Below are 20,588 nucleotides of genomic sequence, written 5' to 3'. Positions count from 1 at the left end.
GGCAGTTGAAAAATCGCCGGTCAGCTTTTTTTATCGGTAAAACAAAAAATGGATGGCAAGCGGCGCCACTATGCAGGCAGTTAAGTCGCCGAAGAGTGCTGCCGGCAGCGTATGCCGCGTTTTGCGCACCTGTACGCTGCCGTAGTACACGGCAATGCAGTAAAACACGGTTTCCGTACTGCCAGCCAAAACAGCGGCGACACGGCCGGCAAAGCTGTCTGCGCCGCATTGCTGCAAAATCTGTGTCAGCACAGCGGTGGAGCCGCTGCCGGACACCGGCTTCATCAGCACAAGCGGCGCGACAGTCGGTGGCAGACCGACGGCACGCATCAGCGGAGCCAGAGCGTTTGCCATCAGGTCCAGTGCACCGGAAGCCTGCAGCATGGTGACGCCGGTGATTAGGCCGACCAGGGTGGGAAGAATGGAGATGGTGGTTTTAAGCCCCTGCCGTGCCCCTTCGGTAAAGGCATCAAAGACCGGAACTTTCCGTGCCAGACAGAACAGCAGAATGCACACCACGGAAACAGGCACTGCGTAAACACCGACTTTATCCACTGAATCGCCTTTCCAGCAGTTTTGCCATTGTGACGGCTGCCAGCAGGGCGCAGACGGAGGTCACCCACACCGCCGGCAGAATGTCAAAAGGCTGCGCTGCGCCGTACTTCGCGCGCAGCGTGGCCATAAAAGTGGGAATTAACTGAATGGAAGAGGTGTTCAGTACGACAAACAGAACCATGGCGTTGTCTGCGGTTCCCTGCGCGGTATCCGATTCTTTTTTCAGTTCCTGCATGGCAGCCAGCCCCAGCGGCGTTGCGGCGTTGCCCAGCCCCAGCAGGTTAGCGGTCAGGTTCATGCAGATGGCACCCAGTGCGGGACTGTCCCTCCGCAAATTTGGGAAAAGTCTTTTTAATGTGGGCGATAATCCTTTCGCAAGCAGTTTTGTAAGCCCACCCTGTTCGGCTGCGTGCATGAGTCCTGTCCAAAAGCACATCATGCCGAGTGTGGTAAGGCATAAATCGACGGCGCTGCCTGCTCCGGTGAGAATGGCAGCCGAAAGCTGCTCCATTTTATTTGTGCAAAGTGCACAAATAAAACTGATTATTACCATTCCAGTCCAAATAAAGTTCAGCATTTTCACCACCCCAGGGATATGTATATTGTAATAACTATGAAAATATGCAGAAAAGAAATTTTTTTATTTGAAAATATTGACTTTTTTTGGGGAATCATCTACTATTATGGAACGAGGGTATTACGTTAATATTGAAACTTTTAATCACAGGAAGGATGCTAAAACATGAAATCAACAGGAATTATGCGTAAGGTCGACGAATTAGGTCGTATTGTATTGCCGAAGGAGCTGCGTAAAGCACTCGATATTAAGGAGAAAGATCCGCTGGAGATCTTCGTAGGGGAGAGCGGAGAAATTATTCTGCGCAAGTATCAGCCTGCCTGTATCTTCTGCAACAGCATGGACGGTATCATTACATACAAGGGACACAATGTGTGCCGTCACTGCATGGAGAAGCTGGCGCATCGTTTGAGCGCTGAGGAAGAGGACGACTAAATCTTCCTTTGCTCTGCCCACCATGAAGCAGCAGCCAGGGCTAGGCGACTGCTTCGTGTAAAAAACGGCAATACCCTGTAGAAAAAGGCGACCGCGTAAAAGCGGCCGCCTTTTCTTTGTCATTTACTGCAGGGACAGTGTTTGTTGAGCTGGTACAAAATTTCATCCGGAATCTGATCCAGCGGAAGCTGCTTGCACACACCGCCGCGCTTGTATGCTTCCATGGGCATTCCATAAACCACGCTGGAAGCTTGATCCTGACCAATGGTGTACGCACCGGCTTTGCGCATCCGAACCAGTCCGTTGGCGCCGTCGGCACCCATACCGGTTAGAATGACGCCAATCACGTGGCACTTCGCAACATCAGCGACGGAATTGAACATCACATCCACAGACGGGCAGTGACCGTTTACGCGGTCGCCAGTCTGACTGCGGATATAGTATCCGCGTGCGTCTTTCTGCAGGCGCAGGTGATGCTCTCCGGCAGCAATCAAAATACGCCCCTGCTCAACGCGGTCATTGTCTGCAGCTTCTTTTACGGACATTTTGCAAATCTTATCCAGTCGCTGTGCATACATATTCGTAAACACCGGCGGCATATGCTGCACCACGATGATGCCCGGCGTGGTGGCAGGCAGGTTTTTTACAACGGCGAGAATCGCCTCGGTGCCACCGGTAGAGGCACCGATGGCAATCAGACAGTTCTGATCCAGCGGTCGCGAAGCGGACATCCGCTGAATCAGGCTGGGTGCTGCAGCCTGCGGCCTTGTTTTACGCACTTTTGCAGTGGAAGCTACCCGGATTTTGTGTGCGAGGTCATGGATGAACTTTTGCATATCCGCCGGCGATTTGACCACCGGTTTCTTAACGAAGTCCACTGCGCCAGCGCTCAGGGCATCCAGCGCATTTGTCGGGGTAGAGGTGACCACCACCACCGGAACCGGATAATGCGGAATCAGCTGTTTCAGAAAATCAATGCCGTTCATGTGTGGCATTTCCACATCCAGCGTAACAACATCCGGATGCAGGGAAATGATTTTCTGCCGGGCGTCCATAGGGTCAATCGCGGTTGCAATGACTTCAATCTGCGAGTCATGTGAAAGGCTCATCTGCAGCTGTTTTCGAAAAACCAAAGAATCATCTACCACAAGAACACGAACCATTGCTGTTTACACCCCCCTCTGATAAATCGCGGGCTGCACATAATGGTACTTGGTAACCTCTTTGTTAATGACTTCGGAATGTCCGATAAACAGGTACCCGCCGGGTGCGGTAACATTGTAAAACTTTTCGATTAGCCGGTCTGTCGTTGGTGCGTCAAAGTAAATCATGACATTGCGGCAGAAAATAATATCAAAGGGTTTGATAAAGTGAAAAGGTTCCATCAGGTTCAGCGGCTTAAATACCACCTCTTTCCGTATTTTGTCGCATACCTGATAGTTCCCGTCGCCCAGCGGTTTAAAGTATTTCTGCTTCCAAATGGCCGGCACATTCGTCAAATTATTTTCTGGGTAGATTGCCGTTTTCGCCCGGTTCAAAACATTCATGGAGATATCGGTAGCCAAAATGGTGGTGTCCCACAAATGCTTTTTGGGGCCGAAATACTGGTCAATCGTCATAGCCATGTTGTAAGCTTCTTGGCCAGCGGAGCAGCCCGCGCTCCAGATGCGCAGATCACGATTGTTTCGGGTGCGCTCCATGTAGGGCAGTACGGTGTTGGCTAAGTAATTGAAGTGCTCATTCTCTCTTGCAAAATAAGAATGATTGGTGGTGATGCGGTTCAAAAAGGCGGTAATCTCTGCGCCGGTTCGGTCTGCCTTCAGCAGGTCGATGTACTGGCGAAAGGAGGTAAAGCCCTTTTGGCGCAACGTCTGGGAAAGACGCCCCTCAATCAAAACGCGTTTTTTGCTCAGGTTGATTCCATATTTGGAGTGGACAAATTCCACAAGTGTGTGAAACTCCTGGTCGGTCAGGTGAACCAGGCCGGTTTGCGCACCCTGTTCCAGCATGATGAAAAACCTCTTTTCGGAAAGTAATTAATACGGTCGCAGGTCATCTGCCAAAAACTTTTCCAGATCGATGTTTAAGACAGTGTGCCCCTCCCGCTCAACAACAGAACTGAGAAACTGATTTTCCTGCACATAGGTTTTGGGCGGAACCGCAGCTTTGTTGAGGTCAACGGAAATGACTTCGGAAACGCTGTCAACAATCAGACCGATGTGCATATCCTGAATGTCAATTACAATAATGCAGGTCAGGTCGTCATATTCGCGTTCCGGCTTGCCCATTTTCAGGCGTGTGTCAATGACCGGCACCACTTTTCCGCGCAGATTGATAAGCCCTTTGACGTGCGAAGGAATGTTCGGAACAGAAGTGATGGACTGAATCCCGATGATTTCCAGCACGTTGACCAAGCTGATGCCGTAAATGGTATCGCCAATTGCAAATGTGAGGAAGCGGTTGCTCAGGTCGTCGGTGGCCAGCACAGTGGCCAAAGCGGTATTTTCACTCATTGTAATCACCTTACCTTTCAGAACTCAAAAGATTGCGGATGTCCAGAATCAGGCTGATGCTGCCGTTGCCAAGGATTGTGCAGCCGGACAGCCCGCTGCTCTTCAGGTTGTATTTGTTGAAGAACGGCGGGAACGGTTTGACAACCACCTGCTGCTCGCCGAGCAGCTCATCCGCAAAAATGCAGGCGATGTCGCTGCCGCTTTCCACCTGGATGACAATGCCGTCTTTCAGGTCGGTGACTTGTGTGGGAATGTTAAAGTATTCGTACAGATGTATGATGGGGTAGCATTCGCCGCGCAGCATAATCATATCGGTACCGTCTGCGTTGTGCATCAGCTTGCTGTCATCCGTGAGTTTAAAGGACTGCTTAATGGAAGTAATCGGTACGCTGAAAGTGGTGTCTCCGAGTGAAATATCCATCACATCCATGATAGCCAATGTCAGCGGAATTTTCAAGGTGAAAGTGGTACCTTTGTTGATTTCGCTGTGAATGGAAATGGTACCGCCGACGTTTTCAACATTTTTCCGCACCACGTCCATACCGACACCACGTCCGGAGTATTCCGTGACGTTTTCATTGGTGGAAAAGCCGGGCAGCATAATCAGATGAAAGATTTCCTTGTTGCTGTATTCCTCCGCGGGCTTGGTGAGGATGCCGTTGCGCTTTGCTTTTTCAAGGATGGTTTTAGTGTCCAGGCCGCGGCCGTCGTCAGCAATATCAATGAGAATTTCTCCGCCAACGTTACGTGCGGAAAGCGTGATTTTACCGGTTTCCGGCTTGCCCAGTGCCTTGCGTTCTTCTGGCGTTTCAATGGCGTGGTCCATGGAGTTGCGGATCATGTGCATGAGCGGGTCGGTCAGGGCATCGTTAATGGTTTTGTCCACTTCCGTGTCGCCGCCAATGGTGACCAGTTCCACTTTTTTGTCGAGCTTTTTACTCATATCGCGCACGATGCGGTTCATCTTCTGGAAGTTGCCGGTCAGCGGCACCATGCGGATGGACATGACAACATCCTGCAATTCGTCGGTCAGTTTGCGCAGTTCGCGAAAAGATTTGGTAAAGTTGTCCAGCTTCAAGCCAACCAAGTCCTGGTTGCTGGAAACCATGGATTCAGCGGTCACCAGTTCGCCGACCAGATCCATCAGATGATCCAGCTTGGACTGGTTGACGCTAATTAAGCTCTGCTTGACGCCTTTGCCGCCGGCAGGCGCATTGTTTTTGCCGGCGGGTGTCTTTACTGCGGTACTCTGCTTCGCGGCGACAGCGGGCGCTTCGCCGTCTGCGGCTTTGACCTGCGGCGGCGTATCGGCCTTTTCGCTGTCGGCGTCCAGCACTTCGTAGGATTTGATGCTGCTGGTGGATTCAATCACCTTGATGACATCATCCAGCGAAACGGAGGGCTTCAGAATCACAACAAACCCATTTTTGACAATGGAGTCGCACAGGGAAGCGTCGGTTTCTGGGCGTGGCGGGTCAGACTCCAGAAAGTCGCAGTGATCTTTCAGATTGGTCAGCAGCATAAAGGCGCGGATGTTTTCCATCTGTGAGTCATCTGCGAAAAACACGCGAATTTGTGTCACATCATCGGGTGTATCCGAAGCTCCAGCGGCGGCAGGTGCGGTTTCTTTTGCAGAGGCATCGGTTTCTGCCGGAGCAGCTGCCGACTTGTCTTCCGCTTTCTTTTCGTCCCCTTTCATGATGGCAGCCTGCTCTTCCAGGCGGTTGATGAGGTCTGTGGGGTCGGCGGGGGCGTAGTCACTGCCGTTGTTCTGAATCGCTTCAATTTCCTGACGAAGGAAGTCGGAAGACTGGAAGATCAGGTCAAAGAGGTTGTCAAACACCAAGTCCAGGCGGTTGGGATCTTCCCGAATTAAAAAGAAGACATCCTCCACGGAATGTGCCAGATTGGAAATTTCATTGAATCCCATCATAGCCGCGGAGCCTTTTGTGGTGTGCATGATGCGGAAAATCTCATTGATACTGTCTTCGCTCAGGCTTTTCTGCTTTTCAGAGTCCAGCATGATTTCGTCCAACTGGTCCAGCAGCGAGGTGGTTTCATAAATAAAAGCTTCTAGTAAAGAATCCATGCTTGAATCTTCTGTGCTCATTTTTACCTGCTCCTTTTTTTAAAGAAATTGGGTGGATGGTTTTGTTCCGAAAATGGCATAAAAGAAATCTCAAAAAACTATTAACCATTTGCACAAACAAAATCCAACAAGTACCTTTTGTGAAAATTAAAAAAGATTATATCCATCATTAAAACCCACTCAATTCAGATTATTGCATTTTTTTTCGAAAATTCAATAGCCAATGTTGAGAAAAGCCGAAAAATATATGATAATTATATATAGAGTGTGTAACGCTCTGCAAAAATCCCTTTTGCATATGATTGGTCACAAAAATGAGGTGATTCGTTGGCTGATATTCTTAAGATTACCAGCCCCGTGGTAGATAAAAATCAACAGACGCAGGTTCGGCCCGGTTCCGCCGCAGAAGCGGCCGCACCGTTTCAGATGCAGGACGTCGCCAAAATTGCACAGACCACTGCGCAGACCGGCATTCTCAAGCAAAACACCGGTCTTGTAAAAGAAGGCAGCCCCAACATCCTGGAAAATCTGCTCAAAGACCCTTCCGTTACAGAAACGTACCTGAAAAACATTTTTATGCTGGAGGAAATTTATAAACTGCTTCCGGCAAACAACAGGACGGTCACGGATGAAATTGAGCGCCTTTTCGAGCTGATGCTGCTCAAACCGGGGCAAGTTGCGCAGGAGATGAAAGCACAGGAGCAGGTTTCCACCTCGTTTCGGGGGGAACTGTTCACGCTGTTGCGCCAGGTCAGCAATTCTTACGGATCCAATTCTGAAATTCAGCCAGCCATTGCCAATCTGCTGCGGGCGCTCAATCATCATATCGGAAATCAGGATATTCGGGATGCGGTGGCAAACAGCTTTACCTATCTTGCCGACAGACTTTCTTCCAGCAAAAACCTTGCGCCGCGTCTGCAGGAGCTTGCCCAGCGCTTTCGCGCACCGGATGCCGAGCAGAACTTTCAGCAGTTGAAGCAAGAGGCACTTTCGCTGCTGCAGAATGTGCGCAACAGCGTGCTTTTTTCGCAGGATTTGGAAAAGGTCGTTTCCATTACAGTATACAACCTTTCCCGACACAATAGCAACAAGCAGTTCCTGCAGGAGAGCGCGGTGGAGGTTTGGCGTCTGTTGGATTTTCAGTCGCGCGGGGAGTTTAAAGCGCTGTTGGCAGAGTACCTGCAGGCAGCGGACGAAGGGAAGGAGAAGGCGGACGAGGGTTCGACTTCTAAGGTGATGGACACGCTGGTAAAGCTGCTTTCCGGCGAGGTTCAGGGAAAAATCAGCCCGGCGGAGCAGGAACGGATGGAAAAAATCATCCGCAGCCTGCTGTCTTCCCCAAGCAACTTCACGCCGCTGCTGCATTTTGTGCTACCTTTGGCTTATCAGGATTTACATTCCTTTGCGGAAGTCTGGATTGATCCGCAGAGTCAGGACAGAGGAGAACGTCAGGATGAGGAGAAAGGAATCCACGTCTTACTGGTAATTGATGTGGAGGCGTTTGGCCGCTTTGAGGCAGAAGTTTATGAAAGAAACCGCGAGGTGGACTTTACCTTGTATTGTCCGCCCGCACTGGTGGAAGCTTATCAGGATTTTGGGCGGACGGTTGCCCAGATTCTGCGGCCGACTTCGTATTATGCCGGCAATATTCAAATAAAGGAATTAAAAAGTTCCCGTTCCCTGATGCAGGTGTTCAAGACTTTACCGTACAGGAGGACTGGTGTGGATGTCAAGATCTGAGGAAGAAAAAGCGGTTGCTTTAAAATATAATCCGGAAGATGACAAGGCGCCGGTGGTGATTGCCGCCGGTTACGGAGAGATCGCGGAAAGAATTATCAATATCGCAGAGGAGCGCGGAATACCGGTTTTTCGTGACGACAGTGCGGCCTCTATGATGTGTATGCTGCAGGTCGGCACCACCATTCCGCCGGAACTTTATGAGGCGATTGCAAAAATTTATGTAGAAATTCTAAAGCTGGCTGATACTGTAAAGAATCCAGACGGCCTGCACCAGCCGGAAACGGACACAAGCGTCGCGGCAGCAGACCAAGCCGGAGAGGAGACGCCTGTCGTATGATGCGTTTTCAAGACCGCAGAAGGAAGCGGGAAACAGAAGAAGAGGAACGAACCAGAAAATATCGAAAAAAAACCTCCCGCATGAGTTGGGGTGTTTGTCTGATGGGGCTTGCGCTGCTTTTTTTCTACCAGAGCAACGCACCGTCCACTGCTGCCAAAAAGACCATTTCCACTGTCTCGTCGGCGGTTTCCAGCACATCTGCAGGATCTTCCTCCTCTGTTGCAAAATCGGAAAAAGCAGATGCCGCGGCGCTGCTTAAAGCGAAGCTGGCTGCGGATTGGCGCCTGATTTTGGTGAGTCAGCAGTCACCGCTTCCAAAAGATTTTACGGTGGTACTCACGAAACGAAGCGACGGTTTTCGGGTGGACGCCCGAATCGAGCCGGAACTGCAGCAGATGATTTCCGCTGCCGCTAAAGATGGAGTGACATTAAAAATTTGTTCAGCGTACCGCAGCGTATCGCAGCAGGAGGGGCTTTACCATCCGGAGCGGTACGCTTCCGGTTCGCCGGTTTCTGTGCAGCCGGCCGGTGACAGCGAGCACCACACTGGTCTTGCGCTGGACTTTATCACGTCTAACTATCATACACTGGACAGTGGCTTTGCAAAGACAGCAGCCTATACATGGCTGCTGAAAAATTCTTGGAAATACGGCTTTGTGCTGCGCTATCCGCAAAATAAAGAACAGACCACCGGCGTGATTTTTGAGCCATGGCATTACCGGTATGTCGGAAAAACCTATGCAAAAGAAATGACTGAAAAACACTTGTGCCTGGAGGAGTATCGCCAGGCGCTGGGCATATGATGCGGGCTTTTCCGGCACCATGCGCCTGCAAGAAGAATTTAAAGGAGGAGTCCATTGTAATGGAAACTTGTATTGTCCGTCAGCCAATCATGAACCGCGAGAAAAAAGTGGTTGCTTATGAAGTCATGTATCAGGAGGATGAATCCTCTCTCTATAATCAGCAGGATACCCGTGCTGCCAATGCGATTCAAGATTTTTTCATGGGTCTGGACCAGAATAATTTTTTGGGGGATAAAGATGCATTTGTTACTTTTACACCCAACCTGCTCATGAAAAACATTCCCCGCATTTTTTCGGAAAAGCGCTTGGTGATTCAAATTGAAGACAATGTGATTATTCATCCGCTGGCACAGCGGATTATTTGCCGCTACAAAAAGCAGGGTTACCGGCTGGCACTGATGAACTTTGAATTCACGCCGCGCTGCTTTGGCATTTTGGACAATATCAGTATTATCAAAGTGGACTTTTCAAATCCGGAAGATCCGAATATCGCCCAGCTGGTTAGTGTGGCTCGCAGTTTTGGCAAGCAGGTGGCAGCCTACAATGTCAACACCGCGGAAGCCAGAGAGAAAGCAAACGAACTGCAGGTGGATTTCTATCAGGGGAAAAATGTTGCGAGCCTGTTGAGCACCAGTGTACGTCGGATGGATCATCTGCAGTCAAACTTCTTCCAGTTGATGATTGCGGTTACAAAAGAAGAGCCGAATCTGGATGATATTGACCGCATTATCAGCCAGGACGTTACGCTGACGTATTCATTGCTGAAAATGATTAATTCCAGTTACTTTGCGTTGCGCACACAGGTGAAGTCTGTGATGCAGGCGCTGATGATTCTGGGCGTTGGGCAGTTGAAGCAGTGGGTCTACCTGATGAGTTTTAGCGGGGAAGATGACAGCGCCAGTAACGAACTGATTCGCACGGCGTTCTTGCGGGGCAATATGTGTCAGGCATTGGTGGACTTTTTGCCGGACTTCCCGCTTTCCCGCTCGGAAGCATATCTGCTGGGGATGTTCTCTACTTTGGATACCCTGATGCAGGTGCCGCTTGAAGACGCCATGAAGGAACTGCCTGTGGCAGAGGAGCTGAAAGAGGGGCTGATGACCGGTGAGGGCAAAAGCGGTGCGCTGCTGCGTTTGGTGCTTCGGTATGAGGATGCCGACTGGCACGCTGTGGCGGCTGCGGCGGCGGAGTTGGACCTCAGCATGACCTTTGTAGCGCAGAAGTATTTGGAATGTGTCGAGTATGTCAATGATATCTGGGACGACTTAATGCATCCGTTCGCCAATCAAAAAACAGGCGACAAAGATGCGGACGAAGCGGAAACACAGGATTCCTGAACTTATTAAACAAGCTGCAAAAGAGAAAAGGCTCGTTCAAGCGGATGCGGTACCGTTTGAACGAGCCTTTTCTGTATAGTAAACTTTTTTTAGGAACCAACTTCATCTGTGTCGCCTTCTTGGCTATGGCGACGTAAAAGAGACATACGGCGGTAGTTTTGAAAGGCTTGGCGGGCTTCATTTTCAAAATCGATGCCGAAAAAAGAGGGCACTAAGAAGGTGAAAATATAATCGATATCTTCTTTCTCCAACAACGAGGCTAAAACCTCTGTGATAATTACCGCACTTAAAAACTGCGGGCCACTCATCAGATTGGAGCAAATAATACTGTTGTAAAGTACTGTTCGCAGATGGTCCACTGACTTTGCGTCCATATACAGCTGTATCGCGTTTTCCAGGAAAGGTCCCATTTTGTGCACTTGTTTGCTGACTAAAAAGTTATCGACAGCCTGGTTGCCCCCTCCGTGTGTGACAAAGGCGAATTCAGCCATAATATAAACGGTCTGCAGGCATTCCTGCTTGTCGTTACGGGAGCACTGAATGCGCTGCGAAAAATATTCTGTATCCATGTACTGCAAACAGCAGACCTCCTTTGTTTGATCAGGAACGAAACCGCATAACGGCACAAGAAAACAGGCAGACCAGGTGGTCCGCCTGCTCTCGTTCAGTCAATGGTTTCTAATCAGGAATTTCCGCCAATCGACAGCGCTTTCATCGCCATTGCTTTTACAACATTAAGTGCAGTCAGGTTGGTTGAGTAGGCGTTAGAGGCAGCCAGCAAATCAACACGTTCCTCTGTGGTGTCTACATTCGGGTACAGCACATACCCTTCGTCATTCGCGTTCGGATTGTCCGGGTCGTAAACAGACTTAAAGTCGCGGTCGCTTTCCACAATCTTATCAACCTGAACGCCGCCACTTTTTCCGGTATCCAGTGTGTTTTGGGCATCCTGCAGCGATTCCTGAAATGACAGGGGGCGCTCCTGAAGTACCAACTGCTTGCGGCGGTAGGGTTCCTTGCCCTTTTCAGCCGGAATATTCGCGTTGGAAATATTCTGCATAATGGTGTTCATGCGGTACCGCTCGGCGGTCAGTGCACTGCCAGCAATATCCATCGAGCCGAGAAAAGCCATCTTAGCACCTCCTTACTTAAATGCGTTGGTAACCACATATTTGAAGTTGCTGAATTGTGAATTCATCTTACTGGTCAGGTAGGAGTACTGCACATAACTTTTATACAGCTCCATGCTTTGCTCGTCGCTGTCCACGTTGTTTTCATCCAGACGGTTGTTGGTGTTGTCTTCGGTGTTGACGCTAGTCTGAAATGCATAGTCACCGGACGTTGCGGATGAGCCCTGCATATTTTTGTTCAGCAGGTCTTGAAACTGAACGCTTTTGGTTTTGTAATTGGGCGTTTCCAAGTTGGAAAGGTTCTGCGAAACAACCTGCTGCTGCAGCCAGGAAGCATTCAGCCCGCCTTCCAGTGCATGGAACGTTTTTGTGTCAAAAAGCAATGAAATCCCTCACTTTCGCAGACAGAAGCGTTAAGCTTCTCTGCTGTTGGTTACATTGCGGGAAAGCTTGTCTGCTTTTTCGTAAGTTTCCTGCAAACCTGCAATCATTGGAATAATTTCTTCCAGCGGCGCAACGTCTTTGTGAACGTACGCCTGCATGATTTGACGTATGAAATAATCATACATCAAATCCAGATTTTTTGCAACGTCATATCGAAAGTCCAGCGTTGTTTTTAAGTAATTTAACACCGTCTGCGCTTTTTGCAGGGAGGTGTCTATGGCACCGTAAAGGTGCACGTCCTGTTTTTCAATGTTGAGTTTGGCAGCGGAAAGCTCTTTAATCACCTTGTCGTAAAGCTTAGAAAGCATTTCGCCCGGCGTCATGGTCATGACACTTTTCTGCTGATACGCCTCATAAGGATTGATTGGCAAAGCAGTCACCTCTTTTTAACGTTTTCTGTCATCAAGAACTGAATTGGGAAGTCAGCCAGCTGGATTGGCTGCTGTAAGTGGAAAGTGCCGTTTCCATGTTGTTGAACTCGTCCCAGTACCGTGTCTTTTCGTCGTCATATTTTTCTTTCAAATCGGTGATTTTATCGTCTATATCTTTGATTTGATTGTAAATATCATTATTTTTTGCCGACCAGGACTTGATGGAAACACCGGCAATCTGTACCAGTGAACCAGGGCTGGTCAGGCTGACTTTAGCGGTGCTGTCGCAAATTTTGCTTAGTTGATATGCAATGCCGGACTGGCTGTCGGTAAACAAGTTGGTCACAGACTGTGGGTCATCTGCCAGTGCTTTGCGGAAGGCGGTTTCATCAAAGGTCAGCGTGCCGATAGAACTGTCTCCGGAACTGTAAGACTCCGTTTCAATGCCGATGTCGTACAGCGCAAAGTTGGAGTTCGCCGGCTTTGTGTACAGCGCGGAACGCATACTGTTCAGAAAACTCGTAATGCTTTCATCATTGCGCAGCAGACCGGTTTTTGCTTTCTCTGTCCACGCGGTGATTTCGCTGTCCTTCATGTCTTCTTTTTGCTCGTCGGTCAGCGGGGCGTAGTCTTTGTAGGTGGCATCTTCGTCGGTTTTGTCGCGCAGCGCCGTAATCAGAGTATTGTAATCCTCCACAAACTGCTTGACTGTTTTTACAATACTGTCCGTATCGCGTGAAGTAGAAATGGTGGCGGCTGTATCGGAAACTTTTGTCAGTTCCATGCTGACACCGTCAACGGTGATACTGTTGCTGCTACGGACAATGTCGGTGCTGACACCATTGGAAACCACCGTGGCCTTAGCGTCTTGACCTTGAACAACAGAATTTCCACCTAACAGGGTTGCAAGCAAATCATTTTTTCCGCTATTTTGGCTGGAATCTTCGTTGGTAGTAAGCGAGTATCCGGAGCCGGTGGAATTTGACTCCAGCTTGAAGGTGTCGGAGAGGGAAGAGTAACTCATGGTTGCGCCGCAGTTGCTGTTGTTGACGGCGTTCATGACGGTATAGAGTGAAACATCGCCCTTAAAACTGAAGTCATGCCCATTGATTGTGAAAGCATAGGTGTTTGTTGAAGTGTAGCCTGTTGAAGTTGTGGTACCATCTTTATGATTGGTGATGGCGTCTAACGTAGCATCGGTGCTGAGCCGGTTGCTTGTGCCGGGGGTGATTCCCAGCTTACTGGAAGAGGCCCCGGTGATAGTAAACTGCGATGCCATCTTGTTCCCATTTGTAGTCGAGGAGGCAAGGTCAGAAGCCGTTAACGTGAATGTGCTGTCTGCATTCATTGTTAAATTCAAATAACCGCCGGTAACGTTATAGTCGGTATCCACTGTACCGCCATAGGCTTTTGCAATGCTCTGTGCCAAAGCTTTTTTAACTGCGTCGGCAGTGATTGTTTGCGTACCGTTCCCATCCGTGGTTGGGTCCACATCAATCTGTTTGGTGACGCCGTTCATGGTGATGCTGAAGCTCATTTTTGCCGCAGTGTTCGGGGAAGTAGCAGCGGTTAAAACCTGCGTTGTTGTCGAACTTGTAGTCGTTGTTCCGTTACTCGTGGTAGAGGAGGTCTCTGTAACATCCTTTGATGTTGTTTCACTGGAAAGACCGAGTGTCGAGAGACCGTAGTCGGTTCCGCTAATATCAATTTTTTCATTATTAGCAGAAGTAAAAGAGAGTGTACCGGTGTTTGTCAGCTTTGCTGTAACATTTTTAGCACTTAGGCTGTCGTTTAGTTTGTTTACCAAGTCGGTAGTGTTGGCAATCCCAGCCAAATCAATTGTAGTCCCTGTAGTATCATCGCCAACTTTAATGTTAACTGTACGCGCTTCAAAGTTTTTAAGTAGATCGCTGTCTGTTAACGCAATGGTGCTTGTAACATCGGAACTGCTCGTCAAGCCGCTGTTCGTGATTGATGCAGCTTTGGCAAGTTGCGTGACTTGCACGCTCATGTCGCCGGTCAGCGCATCAGAAGAAGCACCGGTGATTTTCACAGCGCCCGAACTGCTGGTGGAAGCCATGGTGTTAAAGAAATCAGAACTTGCCAGATTGGTTTTTAAGGTGGAGTCAAACGATGTGTCAAAATAGGTGCTCTGAAATTTATTGATGGAAGTGATGATGTCGCGGTACATATTCTGCTTCCATTCCAGCACCTGCTTGGCCTGTCCCTGCTTATCAATTTTGGTCTGCGTGCCAGAAAGCAGCTTTTTCACCATCGAGTCCGTGTCCATGCCGGAAACCAGACTGGAAAGTCCGTTATTGCTGTAGCTTTTCGTGCCGACGCTGTATGTACTGGATGTGGTAATATCGCTCATCGCAATCAATCTCCTTTACTGAAAAGTCATATGAAGTATACAAAGTGCGCTCCAAAAGGAACCCTCATTCTTTATTATCGCAGGCAGGAGGAAAGATTGAAACGACAAACGGAAAAGAAAAAGTGCTTTTTCCGTGCGAATTTATGCTTTTCCAAACGAGGAGCCGTGCGGCGAAAACAGCGGCTGCATATGAGCCGACTGGTAGTAGCGGCTGGCGGCGGCGGCGGGGGATTTCTGCGTTTGCTCGATTTTTTCCAGCAGCCGGTCGCGCTCCTGCTGCAAGCGCAGTTTGACGTGTGGCTCCAAAGACTGAATGATGGTAAGAATCCCATGCAGCTGAAATGCGGCATCATAAACCGCCGCGTATTCGGCATCCAGACCGCCGTAGTTGCACTGCATAGCGGCAGCCGCGCCAGCCTGCGGGTCTTTCTGCAGCAGCGGCGAAAGCGTTCGGTCAACAGCCTCAATTTGCTTTTGCAGTGCTAGACGCTTTTCCATGTTGGACGCAAGCAGTTCGGGAGAACCGCTGCACATTTCTTCGGTGATCTGCAGAAATGCGGTAAACAGCTCGGTCTTTTTCTGCAAAAGAAGAATCATTTGATTGGTGGACATAAAATACCCCTTTCTGTTTGGAAAAGTTGTTCGCACATTGCAGAGCAGCCGCTCCCAGAGGGAAAACTTCTGCCCGGTACTGTTCAAATGGTACAAATTGTATTATAATAGAGATAGCAAAGAAGCCTGCTGCGGCATGCGGAAATGCAAGAGGAGGACTTAAAGCAAATGCACGAAACAAAAGGCAGAAGAGGATTTCCGGCGGTGCTCAAGGATATGAGCGAAAAAGTTTTGGCAGAGGGAGAAGCGACCGTTTTTGCGGAAAGCCGGTCAATTGACTTCTCCAGCGACTTTGTGCCGATGTATCGCATGGGTACAAACCTGCAGGTTGCCAGAATTTTTGAAGGAAAAGAAATTCATCTTTTTACAGGCGAAGTCTTTATTTCTGATAAAAATCTGATTCGGCTGGTGTCAATCACTGACCGATTGCTGCCGGGTTCTGAATATGTCTATTTTTCTGAAACGAAGATTCCGGCAGTCTTAACGTTGGTACAGCGTCGGCGAGAGCCGCAGCCGCCGAAAAAGCGCTTTTCCTTTCGGAGGAAAAAGAAGCAGGAACCGGTGCAGGAGCCGGAAAGCGTTTACGCCATTACGGTCAGTGCCCTCTCTGGCCGGCAGCTTGAGTTTACTTCCAATCAAATTTTTGAGATTGGCGACCGTTTCCGGGCAACGTTTCAGCTGCCGGAAGAGATTCGGGACCTCCCGCTGTTTATCAGCCAGGCATTTGCTTTTGGCAAAGGCTGTATGTATCGCTGCTCCTTTGAGGAAATGGAGCCGGATCGTCGTTTGGCGCTGGATCAGTTTGTTCGCAACATGAACCAGCAGGAAAACAGCTTTTTTCCCAAGGAAGAAGCACATGGAAAAGAAACGGAAGAGCCTGCCTCTCATTCCTGATTTTTTAAGTTGCTGATGGCGCTGCGCAGGTCGGTACGGGGCGGTTTTGCGGCGGCCATACGGTTATGCTGCATGGTCTGCGCCAGTTCTTTTCTTAAAATTTTGCAGGTCTGAGGCGCTTGAATACCCAACCGTACCTGCCCGGGAGTGATTTCTGTGACAACCAGTTCAATGACGCCGTCAGAACTTTCAATTAACAGGGATTCGTTTTGCCTGCGGGATAAAATCAGCATTTACCAGTCCCCTCCTTTGCTTGCTTTTTAATGGGGCAGCGCACCGGATAATCTGCATCCAGAAGCACTTGCGCAGCCTTGTGACTGGTTTGTCCGATGAGAATTGGACTTTTTAAATTGACCGTAGCATCTGAAAAATTCTCCGGAATCACTGTCACATTCCAGCATTCACAGACACTTTCGCCGGTATGTTCACACGCACTCTCCGGAATTTTCCCTTTATAAGTCGGGTCCACAATGTTGGGGTCAGTCAGAATAAAGCACAGTTCCGGCGCTTCTAATGACTGCAGCCACGCAAATTGGGGCCCGATTTTTTCATCATAAAGCAGAATAAACTTTCGGTACTCGTTGAATCCAAAAATCGGCTCCAAGAACTCAATCACATCTTTTTGCTGATAGTTCACAACACCAAAATCTCTCGTCAAAGCTTCCATAAAATTCAAACACTCCTGATTGCGCGAATTTTCTGTTCCACGAAATTTCAAATTTCGTTTCTAATCTACAGTATACTGCATTTTCAGCGGAAATTCAAACTGGATTTGTGAAACTTGCAAATAAATCCGGGCTTTTTTGTGCCGATAATTTTTGAGATGCACTTGAAAGAAAATTGTTTTTGAACGCAAAAAGCCGCGCGGCTTCACAGTAGCTTAACTTCTCCTTACGCATCGTTTCCACTACCATAACCTTGAATTCCGGCGTATAGCGTTTGTTTGGTATTCCTTTTGGCATATAAAAACACCCCTTTAGTTATTTCAGTATATCATACTGTCTAACTAAAAGGGTGCAGTTCATTTTCTTTATTCCGCTGTTATTTCTTCCTCGTAGTCTGGATTCGCCGAAGGGGGAACATAGCTGAATCCACCCAGATATTCAATCTCCACGCGCGGCCACTGCGTGATTTTCATGGAAAACGAACCGGGAATATAGGTATATTCCGGTCGGTTGGTTTCCCAGTCATACGACGTGGAGCCGGCATCGTATTGGTTCTCTGCCTGTGCAGGTGTCCAGGAAATTTTGGTGCCGCCGTTTGGCAGAAAAACAGTTACATATGTAGGCTGCTGAAGCGCCTTTTGTTTCACAATGTCACTGATGGTAACGCCCTTTTCAATATGGGAAAGTTGCTTGCCGACATCCACATTGTTTTGCGTAACGTCCTGAATATTCTGCACGCCGTCATCCGCACGGCTTTTGGCAAAATCCGTATTATTCAAAAGTCCAAAGGCCTTTCGCATTTCATAGCCGTCCATCTGAATTTGGGACTGTGCAAGATGCTGTGTCAGTTTTGGACTTTGTGTTTTTGCAGATGCAACCGGCTGCGCCGAAGCGTCTTTCATTTCAAGACGGGCAGGCTCACAGTGGATTTCATAGCGAAGCGGAATGGTATGAATGGATAATAGCTGCATAACAAGGCCTTTTCCTTTCTTTGAAATTTTCAGAAAATTTCAAAACAACACAGCATCAAATTACTTCAAAAAGTCCATCAAAGAGGTGGGAATAACAGAACTGCCCATCCGGTAAAGCGCGTTTACAACGGCGGTGTTGGTCGCCTGATCAATTGCGGCCTGAGAGCTGTCTGTTCCGACCAAGCTGCTCATTTTTTTGTCCAGTGTATCTGCGGTGTCTTCCAAACGATCCGAAATGGTGGTTAAAAATTTAGACTTTGCGCCGATATCCGTAATTTGCGTCAGAAAACTGTCACTCATGGTTTTCAGCTGCTTGCCGAGATCCGTCAGCTGCGCCGTATCGGAAGTCGTCGTACTGTCGCTTGCGTTATTAAGCACCTTCGTAATCTGATTAATGACGTTAAACAGATTGTTTTGCTGGCCGCTGGATGTGGTGCCAAAGCCCAGAATGTCGGGACCGGAGTAGGAAACGTCAAAAGCGGTCTGCGGGTCAACGCTGGAACCGGTCATACGGATGCCAAGCCCGATGTCCATATAAACTTTATCATTCATAGGAACATCAGTCGGCTGATTGTTGTTGTTTTGATCCAGATAATAATAGCTGCCGTCAGAGCGCTGCTGAATATCCGCCACGGGAATCCCGTTGTAAACCAGATTCCCGTCTGTGTCGGTGGTAAACGGCGCGCTGGAGTTGTTGCTGCCGCCGTACAGATACTTGCCGTTGTTCTGCGTATTCAGCAGCTGCAGCAGTTCCGTTTTGACACTTTCAAACTGCTGACCGTAAACTTTACGTGAGGTTGTAGAGGTGCTTTCTGTGGAGGCTTTAGTCAGGTTGGTGTCAAGCTGCGTAAACAGGTCATGCATTTCGGTCATGGTGCTTTCAACTGTGCTCAGACTGTCGTTGATGCTGTCAACATTTGATTTGTAAACGTTGGTTTTATAGAGTTGCGCCTTGGTGTTCATATTTTGCACGCCGGAGGCAACATCGTCTGAAATGCTTTTTACGCGGTAGCCGGAGTCGATCTGATCCATCGTTTCCTGCTGCTTGTTCAGTGCGTTATTGATGTATTTTAAATAATTGCGGGTTGTGGAACGGTTCGTTACACGCATGAAAAACAATCCTTTCTGTAAGAGAAGTAAAGCGACCGATTAACGGCCAACCTCGCCGGTGCCGTTAATCAGCTTGTCCAGCATATCGTCCAAGACGGTCATCAGCCGCGCTGCAGCATTGTAGGACTTTTGATAGGTCATCATATTGGTCGTTTCCTCGTCCATCTGCACGGCGGAAACGCTGTCACGGCGATCCAACAGTTCATTGGAAACCGAAGAGGAAACAGTCTGCAAGTTATTGTAATAAGAGGTATCTGTGCCAACTTTGCCGGTATAATCAATCAGATACTCTTCAAAAGTGCCGTTAAAAGTTTCCCCATAAGAATTGAATGTGGTGTCACTGCCCGTTAATGCGGTGCTCAGCTGCTCGGCATAGGAGGCGTTGTTCAGACTGCCGGGATCGCTGAACAGATAGTCAGCTTCACCACTGGTCCACTCGTCGCTGACAGAAATATTTGCCGCTGTTATGATGGAGTTTGCGTCGGTTGTGCCGTCTGCCTGCTTTGCAGCAATCAGGGTTTTGTAAACTTTATTGCCGTTGGCATCGATTTTTTGCGTCATTTGTCCCGATGTGCCTTCCATTTCCGGCACGATATTGTTGACTACATTAGCGAAAGTCTGCGCCATTGTGTTTAGCCGGTCTTTGTAGTAAAGAATGCCCTGCACCGAGGTTTCACCGGGATTTTGCACATTGGCACCGCGACCGTTCAGTACATCGGTGTATGCTTTCAGTGCACCGGAAGAGAACTGTGTCAGATCGCCGGAAGAGCGCCAGCTGAGCGTTACCGCACCGCTTTGAGAGTCTGTGTTCATTTGCACTTTGTCGTAATCTGTGCCGCTGACAACCGGATGTCCACCCATTTCCACAGTGATTGCGCCGTCGCTTTCAGTCGTTACAGAGATATTACCGTAACTTGCAAGGTCATCCAGCAGCAGATTGCGCTGGTCGAGCAGCTCGTTCGGCTGGTCATTGCTGCTGCCGGAAGTATGCAGCGCCGTTGCGGCGTCACCGCTAATCTGCTCGTTCAGCTGCGCAATTTTCTGCAGGGTGGTGTTCACTTTGTCAACTGAAACCTGCAGGTCGTAGCTCTGCTGGTTTGCTACATTGTCCAGGTCGCTGTTTACTTTCTGCAGCACCTGTGTCATGTTAGTAAAGGAACTGAGCACCAGATTGGCAATCGGGGTGGAGGTTGGCTGGTCGGCGTAATTGTTTAAAGCTGTATACATCTGCTGAATGGCTGAGGCAATCACGTTGCCGCCTTCCGTAATGTCACTGGCATCGCCGAGGGCAGACTGAATGTCGGAAAGCATACTGGAAGTTTGAATATAATAACTGGAGTCTGCATATTCATCGCGGAAACGCTTGTCCAAAAACGCATCGCGTGTTTGGGAAACGCCGGTCATTTCCACACCCTGTCCGGCCAGGTCTGTTGTGGCAGACGCCACACGGGTGCTGTAAGTCGAGGGAGCAACGGCAGCGCTGTTTACTCGCTGCCGTGTGTAACCGGCTGTATTGATGTTTGCAAGGTTCTGACCAACAATGTCCAGCTGCTTCTGGTTCAGGTTCAGTGCCGACCTTGCCGTTTCAAATCCTAAAAATGTTGGGCGCAAGTCGAATTCCTCCTTCTTGA

General features: G+C 49.0%; 24 protein-coding genes. 6 read left to right on the top strand and 18 right to left on the bottom strand.

Annotation, left to right across the window (positions count from 1 at the left end):
• Window positions 1-30 precede the first annotated feature (30 nt).
• Window positions 31-555, bottom strand: a complete 525-nt coding sequence (locus PXC00_RS08690) for a spore maturation protein (protein ID WP_275843892.1) — start codon at window positions 553-555, stop codon at window positions 31-33.
• Window positions 548-1,132, bottom strand: coding sequence for a nucleoside recognition domain-containing protein (locus PXC00_RS08685; protein WP_316934917.1), 585 nt, complete (start codon window positions 1,130-1,132; stop codon window positions 548-550). Before PXC00_RS08685 ends, PXC00_RS08690 begins: the two co-directional genes overlap by 8 nt.
• Before the next feature lie 165 nt (window positions 1,133-1,297).
• Between PXC00_RS08685 and PXC00_RS08680 the strand changes: the two genes are divergently transcribed.
• Entirely contained in the window at window positions 1,298-1,567 is a 270-nt protein-coding gene (locus tag PXC00_RS08680; protein WP_275843894.1) for an AbrB/MazE/SpoVT family DNA-binding domain-containing protein, read from the top strand.
• A gap of 119 nt (window positions 1,568-1,686) precedes the next feature.
• Here the strand turns inward: PXC00_RS08680 and PXC00_RS08675 are convergent, their stop codons facing one another.
• The 4 genes from PXC00_RS08675 to PXC00_RS08660 are packed head-to-tail and all read right to left on the bottom strand — an operon-like array spanning window position 1,687 to window position 6,190.
• Entirely contained in the window at window positions 1,687-2,730 is a 1,044-nt protein-coding gene (locus tag PXC00_RS08675) for a protein-glutamate methylesterase/protein-glutamine glutaminase (protein ID WP_275843895.1), read from the bottom strand.
• Between the two features lie 6 nt (window positions 2,731-2,736).
• Window positions 2,737-3,576 carry a CheR family methyltransferase gene (locus tag PXC00_RS08670; RefSeq protein ID WP_407654267.1) on the bottom strand — a complete coding sequence of 280 codons (840 nt, stop codon included), beginning with the start codon at window positions 3,574-3,576 and terminating at the stop codon, window positions 2,737-2,739.
• A gap of 27 nt (window positions 3,577-3,603) precedes the next feature.
• Entirely contained in the window at window positions 3,604-4,080 is a 477-nt protein-coding gene (locus tag PXC00_RS08665) for a chemotaxis protein CheW (protein ID WP_275843896.1), read from the bottom strand.
• A 10-nt stretch (window positions 4,081-4,090) separates the two neighbouring features.
• Window positions 4,091-6,190 carry a chemotaxis protein CheA gene (locus tag PXC00_RS08660; RefSeq protein ID WP_275843897.1) on the bottom strand — a complete coding sequence of 700 codons (2,100 nt, stop codon included), beginning with the start codon at window positions 6,188-6,190 and terminating at the stop codon, window positions 4,091-4,093.
• A gap of 306 nt (window positions 6,191-6,496) precedes the next feature.
• Here PXC00_RS08660 and PXC00_RS08655 point away from each other — a divergent pair, with 306 nt between their 5' ends.
• From PXC00_RS08655 to PXC00_RS08640, 4 genes are read left to right on the top strand one after another with little or no spacing between them, the layout of a single operon-like run.
• Window positions 6,497-7,909, top strand: coding sequence for an antitoxin (locus tag PXC00_RS08655; RefSeq protein ID WP_275843898.1), 1,413 nt, complete (start codon window positions 6,497-6,499; stop codon window positions 7,907-7,909).
• A complete protein-coding gene (locus tag PXC00_RS08650; protein ID WP_275843899.1) occupies window positions 7,896-8,246 on the top strand; it encodes an EscU/YscU/HrcU family type III secretion system export apparatus switch protein in 351 nt (116 codons plus the stop codon). Before PXC00_RS08655 ends, PXC00_RS08650 begins: the two co-directional genes overlap by 14 nt.
• Window positions 8,243-9,049 (top strand): M15 family metallopeptidase, encoded by an 807-nt coding sequence (locus PXC00_RS08645; protein ID WP_275843900.1) that lies wholly within the window; start codon window positions 8,243-8,245, stop codon window positions 9,047-9,049. Before PXC00_RS08650 ends, PXC00_RS08645 begins: the two co-directional genes overlap by 4 nt.
• Window positions 9,050-9,108: 59 nt before the next feature.
• Window positions 9,109-10,386, top strand: coding sequence for an EAL and HDOD domain-containing protein (locus PXC00_RS08640; protein WP_275843901.1), 1,278 nt, complete (start codon window positions 9,109-9,111; stop codon window positions 10,384-10,386).
• 89 nt (window positions 10,387-10,475) lie between these two features.
• Here the strand turns inward: PXC00_RS08640 and PXC00_RS08635 are convergent, their stop codons facing one another.
• The 6 genes from PXC00_RS08635 to PXC00_RS08610 form a co-directional block, all read right to left on the bottom strand.
• Window positions 10,476-10,964, bottom strand: coding sequence for a hypothetical protein (locus PXC00_RS08635; RefSeq protein WP_275843902.1), 489 nt, complete (start codon window positions 10,962-10,964; stop codon window positions 10,476-10,478).
• Between the two features lie 104 nt (window positions 10,965-11,068).
• On the bottom strand, window positions 11,069-11,518 hold the full coding sequence (gene flgC, locus PXC00_RS08630) for a flagellar basal body rod protein FlgC (protein WP_275843903.1): 450 nt from the start codon (window positions 11,516-11,518) through the stop codon (window positions 11,069-11,071).
• A 12-nt stretch (window positions 11,519-11,530) separates the two neighbouring features.
• The gene (gene flgB / locus PXC00_RS08625; RefSeq protein WP_275843904.1) at window positions 11,531-11,899 is read right to left on the bottom strand and encodes a flagellar basal body rod protein FlgB; all 369 of its coding nucleotides are present in this window, start codon (window positions 11,897-11,899) and stop codon (window positions 11,531-11,533) included.
• A 30-nt stretch (window positions 11,900-11,929) separates the two neighbouring features.
• Window positions 11,930-12,331, bottom strand: coding sequence for a flagellar export chaperone FliS (gene fliS / locus PXC00_RS08620; RefSeq protein ID WP_275843905.1), 402 nt, complete (start codon window positions 12,329-12,331; stop codon window positions 11,930-11,932).
• 31 nt (window positions 12,332-12,362) lie between these two features.
• On the bottom strand, window positions 12,363-14,705 hold the full coding sequence (fliD, locus tag PXC00_RS08615; protein ID WP_275843906.1) for a flagellar filament capping protein FliD: 2,343 nt from the start codon (window positions 14,703-14,705) through the stop codon (window positions 12,363-12,365).
• A gap of 141 nt (window positions 14,706-14,846) precedes the next feature.
• The gene (locus tag PXC00_RS08610) at window positions 14,847-15,317 is read right to left on the bottom strand and encodes a hypothetical protein (RefSeq protein WP_275843907.1); all 471 of its coding nucleotides are present in this window, start codon (window positions 15,315-15,317) and stop codon (window positions 14,847-14,849) included.
• A gap of 168 nt (window positions 15,318-15,485) precedes the next feature.
• On the opposite strand from PXC00_RS08610, the gene PXC00_RS08605 reads away from it, so the two are divergent.
• Window positions 15,486-16,211 carry a hypothetical protein gene (locus tag PXC00_RS08605; RefSeq protein WP_275843908.1) on the top strand — a complete coding sequence of 242 codons (726 nt, stop codon included), beginning with the start codon at window positions 15,486-15,488 and terminating at the stop codon, window positions 16,209-16,211.
• Here the strand turns inward: PXC00_RS08605 and PXC00_RS08600 are convergent.
• The 6 genes from PXC00_RS08600 to flgK all read right to left on the bottom strand — a co-directional run bounded on the left by PXC00_RS08600 (window position 16,202) and on the right by flgK (window position 20,568).
• Complete coding sequence (locus PXC00_RS08600; RefSeq protein WP_275843909.1) at window positions 16,202-16,444, bottom strand: carbon storage regulator; 243 nt, start codon at window positions 16,442-16,444, stop codon at window positions 16,202-16,204. The genes PXC00_RS08605 and PXC00_RS08600 overlap by 10 nt on opposite strands.
• Window positions 16,438-16,878 (bottom strand): flagellar assembly protein FliW, encoded by a 441-nt coding sequence (fliW, locus tag PXC00_RS08595; RefSeq protein ID WP_275843910.1) that lies wholly within the window; start codon window positions 16,876-16,878, stop codon window positions 16,438-16,440. Before fliW ends, PXC00_RS08600 begins: the two co-directional genes overlap by 7 nt.
• A 94-nt stretch (window positions 16,879-16,972) precedes the next feature.
• Complete coding sequence (locus tag PXC00_RS08590) at window positions 16,973-17,173, bottom strand: hypothetical protein (protein WP_275843911.1); 201 nt, start codon at window positions 17,171-17,173, stop codon at window positions 16,973-16,975.
• A 68-nt stretch (window positions 17,174-17,241) separates the two neighbouring features.
• The gene (locus tag PXC00_RS08585; protein WP_275843912.1) at window positions 17,242-17,847 is read right to left on the bottom strand and encodes a DUF6470 family protein; all 606 of its coding nucleotides are present in this window, start codon (window positions 17,845-17,847) and stop codon (window positions 17,242-17,244) included.
• A 60-nt stretch (window positions 17,848-17,907) separates the two neighbouring features.
• On the bottom strand, window positions 17,908-18,957 hold the full coding sequence (flgL, locus tag PXC00_RS08580) for a flagellar hook-associated protein FlgL (protein WP_275843913.1): 1,050 nt from the start codon (window positions 18,955-18,957) through the stop codon (window positions 17,908-17,910).
• Between the two features lie 39 nt (window positions 18,958-18,996).
• Window positions 18,997-20,568 carry a flagellar hook-associated protein FlgK gene (gene flgK / locus PXC00_RS08575; protein ID WP_275843914.1) on the bottom strand — a complete coding sequence of 524 codons (1,572 nt, stop codon included), beginning with the start codon at window positions 20,566-20,568 and terminating at the stop codon, window positions 18,997-18,999.
• Between the last annotated feature and the right edge of the window lie 20 nt (window positions 20,569-20,588).

The organism is Caproicibacterium argilliputei, from assembly GCF_029211325.2.
Classification (GTDB): domain Bacteria; phylum Bacillota; class Clostridia; order Oscillospirales; family Acutalibacteraceae; genus Caproicibacterium; species Caproicibacterium argilliputei.
The sequence above is the reverse complement of the archived record's forward strand: the minus strand, read 5'-3'. Positions and strand labels throughout refer to the sequence as shown.

Bases quoted from the DNA above. Each gene is read 5' to 3' on its own strand.
- PXC00_RS08605 (WP_275843908.1), top strand. From the start codon at position 15,486: ATGCACGAAACAAAAGGCAGAAGAGGATTTCCGGCGGTGCTCAAGGAT.
- PXC00_RS08585 (WP_275843912.1), bottom strand. From the start codon at position 17,847: ATGCAGCTATTATCCATTCATACCATTCCGCTTCGCTATGAAATCCAC.
- flgC (WP_275843903.1), bottom strand. From the start codon at position 11,518: ATGGCTTTTCTCGGCTCGATGGATATTGCTGGCAGTGCACTGACCGCC.
- PXC00_RS08600 (WP_275843909.1), bottom strand. From the start codon at position 16,444: ATGCTGATTTTATCCCGCAGGCAAAACGAATCCCTGTTAATTGAAAGT.
- PXC00_RS08675 (WP_275843895.1), bottom strand. From the start codon at position 2,730: ATGGTTCGTGTTCTTGTGGTAGATGATTCTTTGGTTTTTCGAAAACAG.
- PXC00_RS08650 (WP_275843899.1), top strand. From the start codon at position 7,896: ATGTCAAGATCTGAGGAAGAAAAAGCGGTTGCTTTAAAATATAATCCG.
- PXC00_RS08610 (WP_275843907.1), bottom strand. From the start codon at position 15,317: ATGTCCACCAATCAAATGATTCTTCTTTTGCAGAAAAAGACCGAGCTG.
- flgL (WP_275843913.1), bottom strand. From the start codon at position 18,957: ATGCGTGTAACGAACCGTTCCACAACCCGCAATTATTTAAAATACATC.
- PXC00_RS08640 (WP_275843901.1), top strand. From the start codon at position 9,109: ATGGAAACTTGTATTGTCCGTCAGCCAATCATGAACCGCGAGAAAAAA.
- PXC00_RS08670 (WP_407654267.1), bottom strand. From the start codon at position 3,576: ATGCTGGAACAGGGTGCGCAAACCGGCCTGGTTCACCTGACCGACCAG.
- PXC00_RS08660 (WP_275843897.1), bottom strand. From the start codon at position 6,190: ATGAGCACAGAAGATTCAAGCATGGATTCTTTACTAGAAGCTTTTATT.
- fliW (WP_275843910.1), bottom strand. From the start codon at position 16,878: ATGGAAGCTTTGACGAGAGATTTTGGTGTTGTGAACTATCAGCAAAAA.
- fliD (WP_275843906.1), bottom strand. From the start codon at position 14,705: ATGAGCGATATTACCACATCCAGTACATACAGCGTCGGCACGAAAAGC.
- PXC00_RS08665 (WP_275843896.1), bottom strand. From the start codon at position 4,080: ATGAGTGAAAATACCGCTTTGGCCACTGTGCTGGCCACCGACGACCTG.
- PXC00_RS08590 (WP_275843911.1), bottom strand. From the start codon at position 17,173: ATGCCAAAAGGAATACCAAACAAACGCTATACGCCGGAATTCAAGGTT.
- PXC00_RS08685 (WP_316934917.1), bottom strand. From the start codon at position 1,132: ATGCTGAACTTTATTTGGACTGGAATGGTAATAATCAGTTTTATTTGT.
- PXC00_RS08680 (WP_275843894.1), top strand. From the start codon at position 1,298: ATGAAATCAACAGGAATTATGCGTAAGGTCGACGAATTAGGTCGTATT.
- PXC00_RS08645 (WP_275843900.1), top strand. From the start codon at position 8,243: ATGATGCGTTTTCAAGACCGCAGAAGGAAGCGGGAAACAGAAGAAGAG.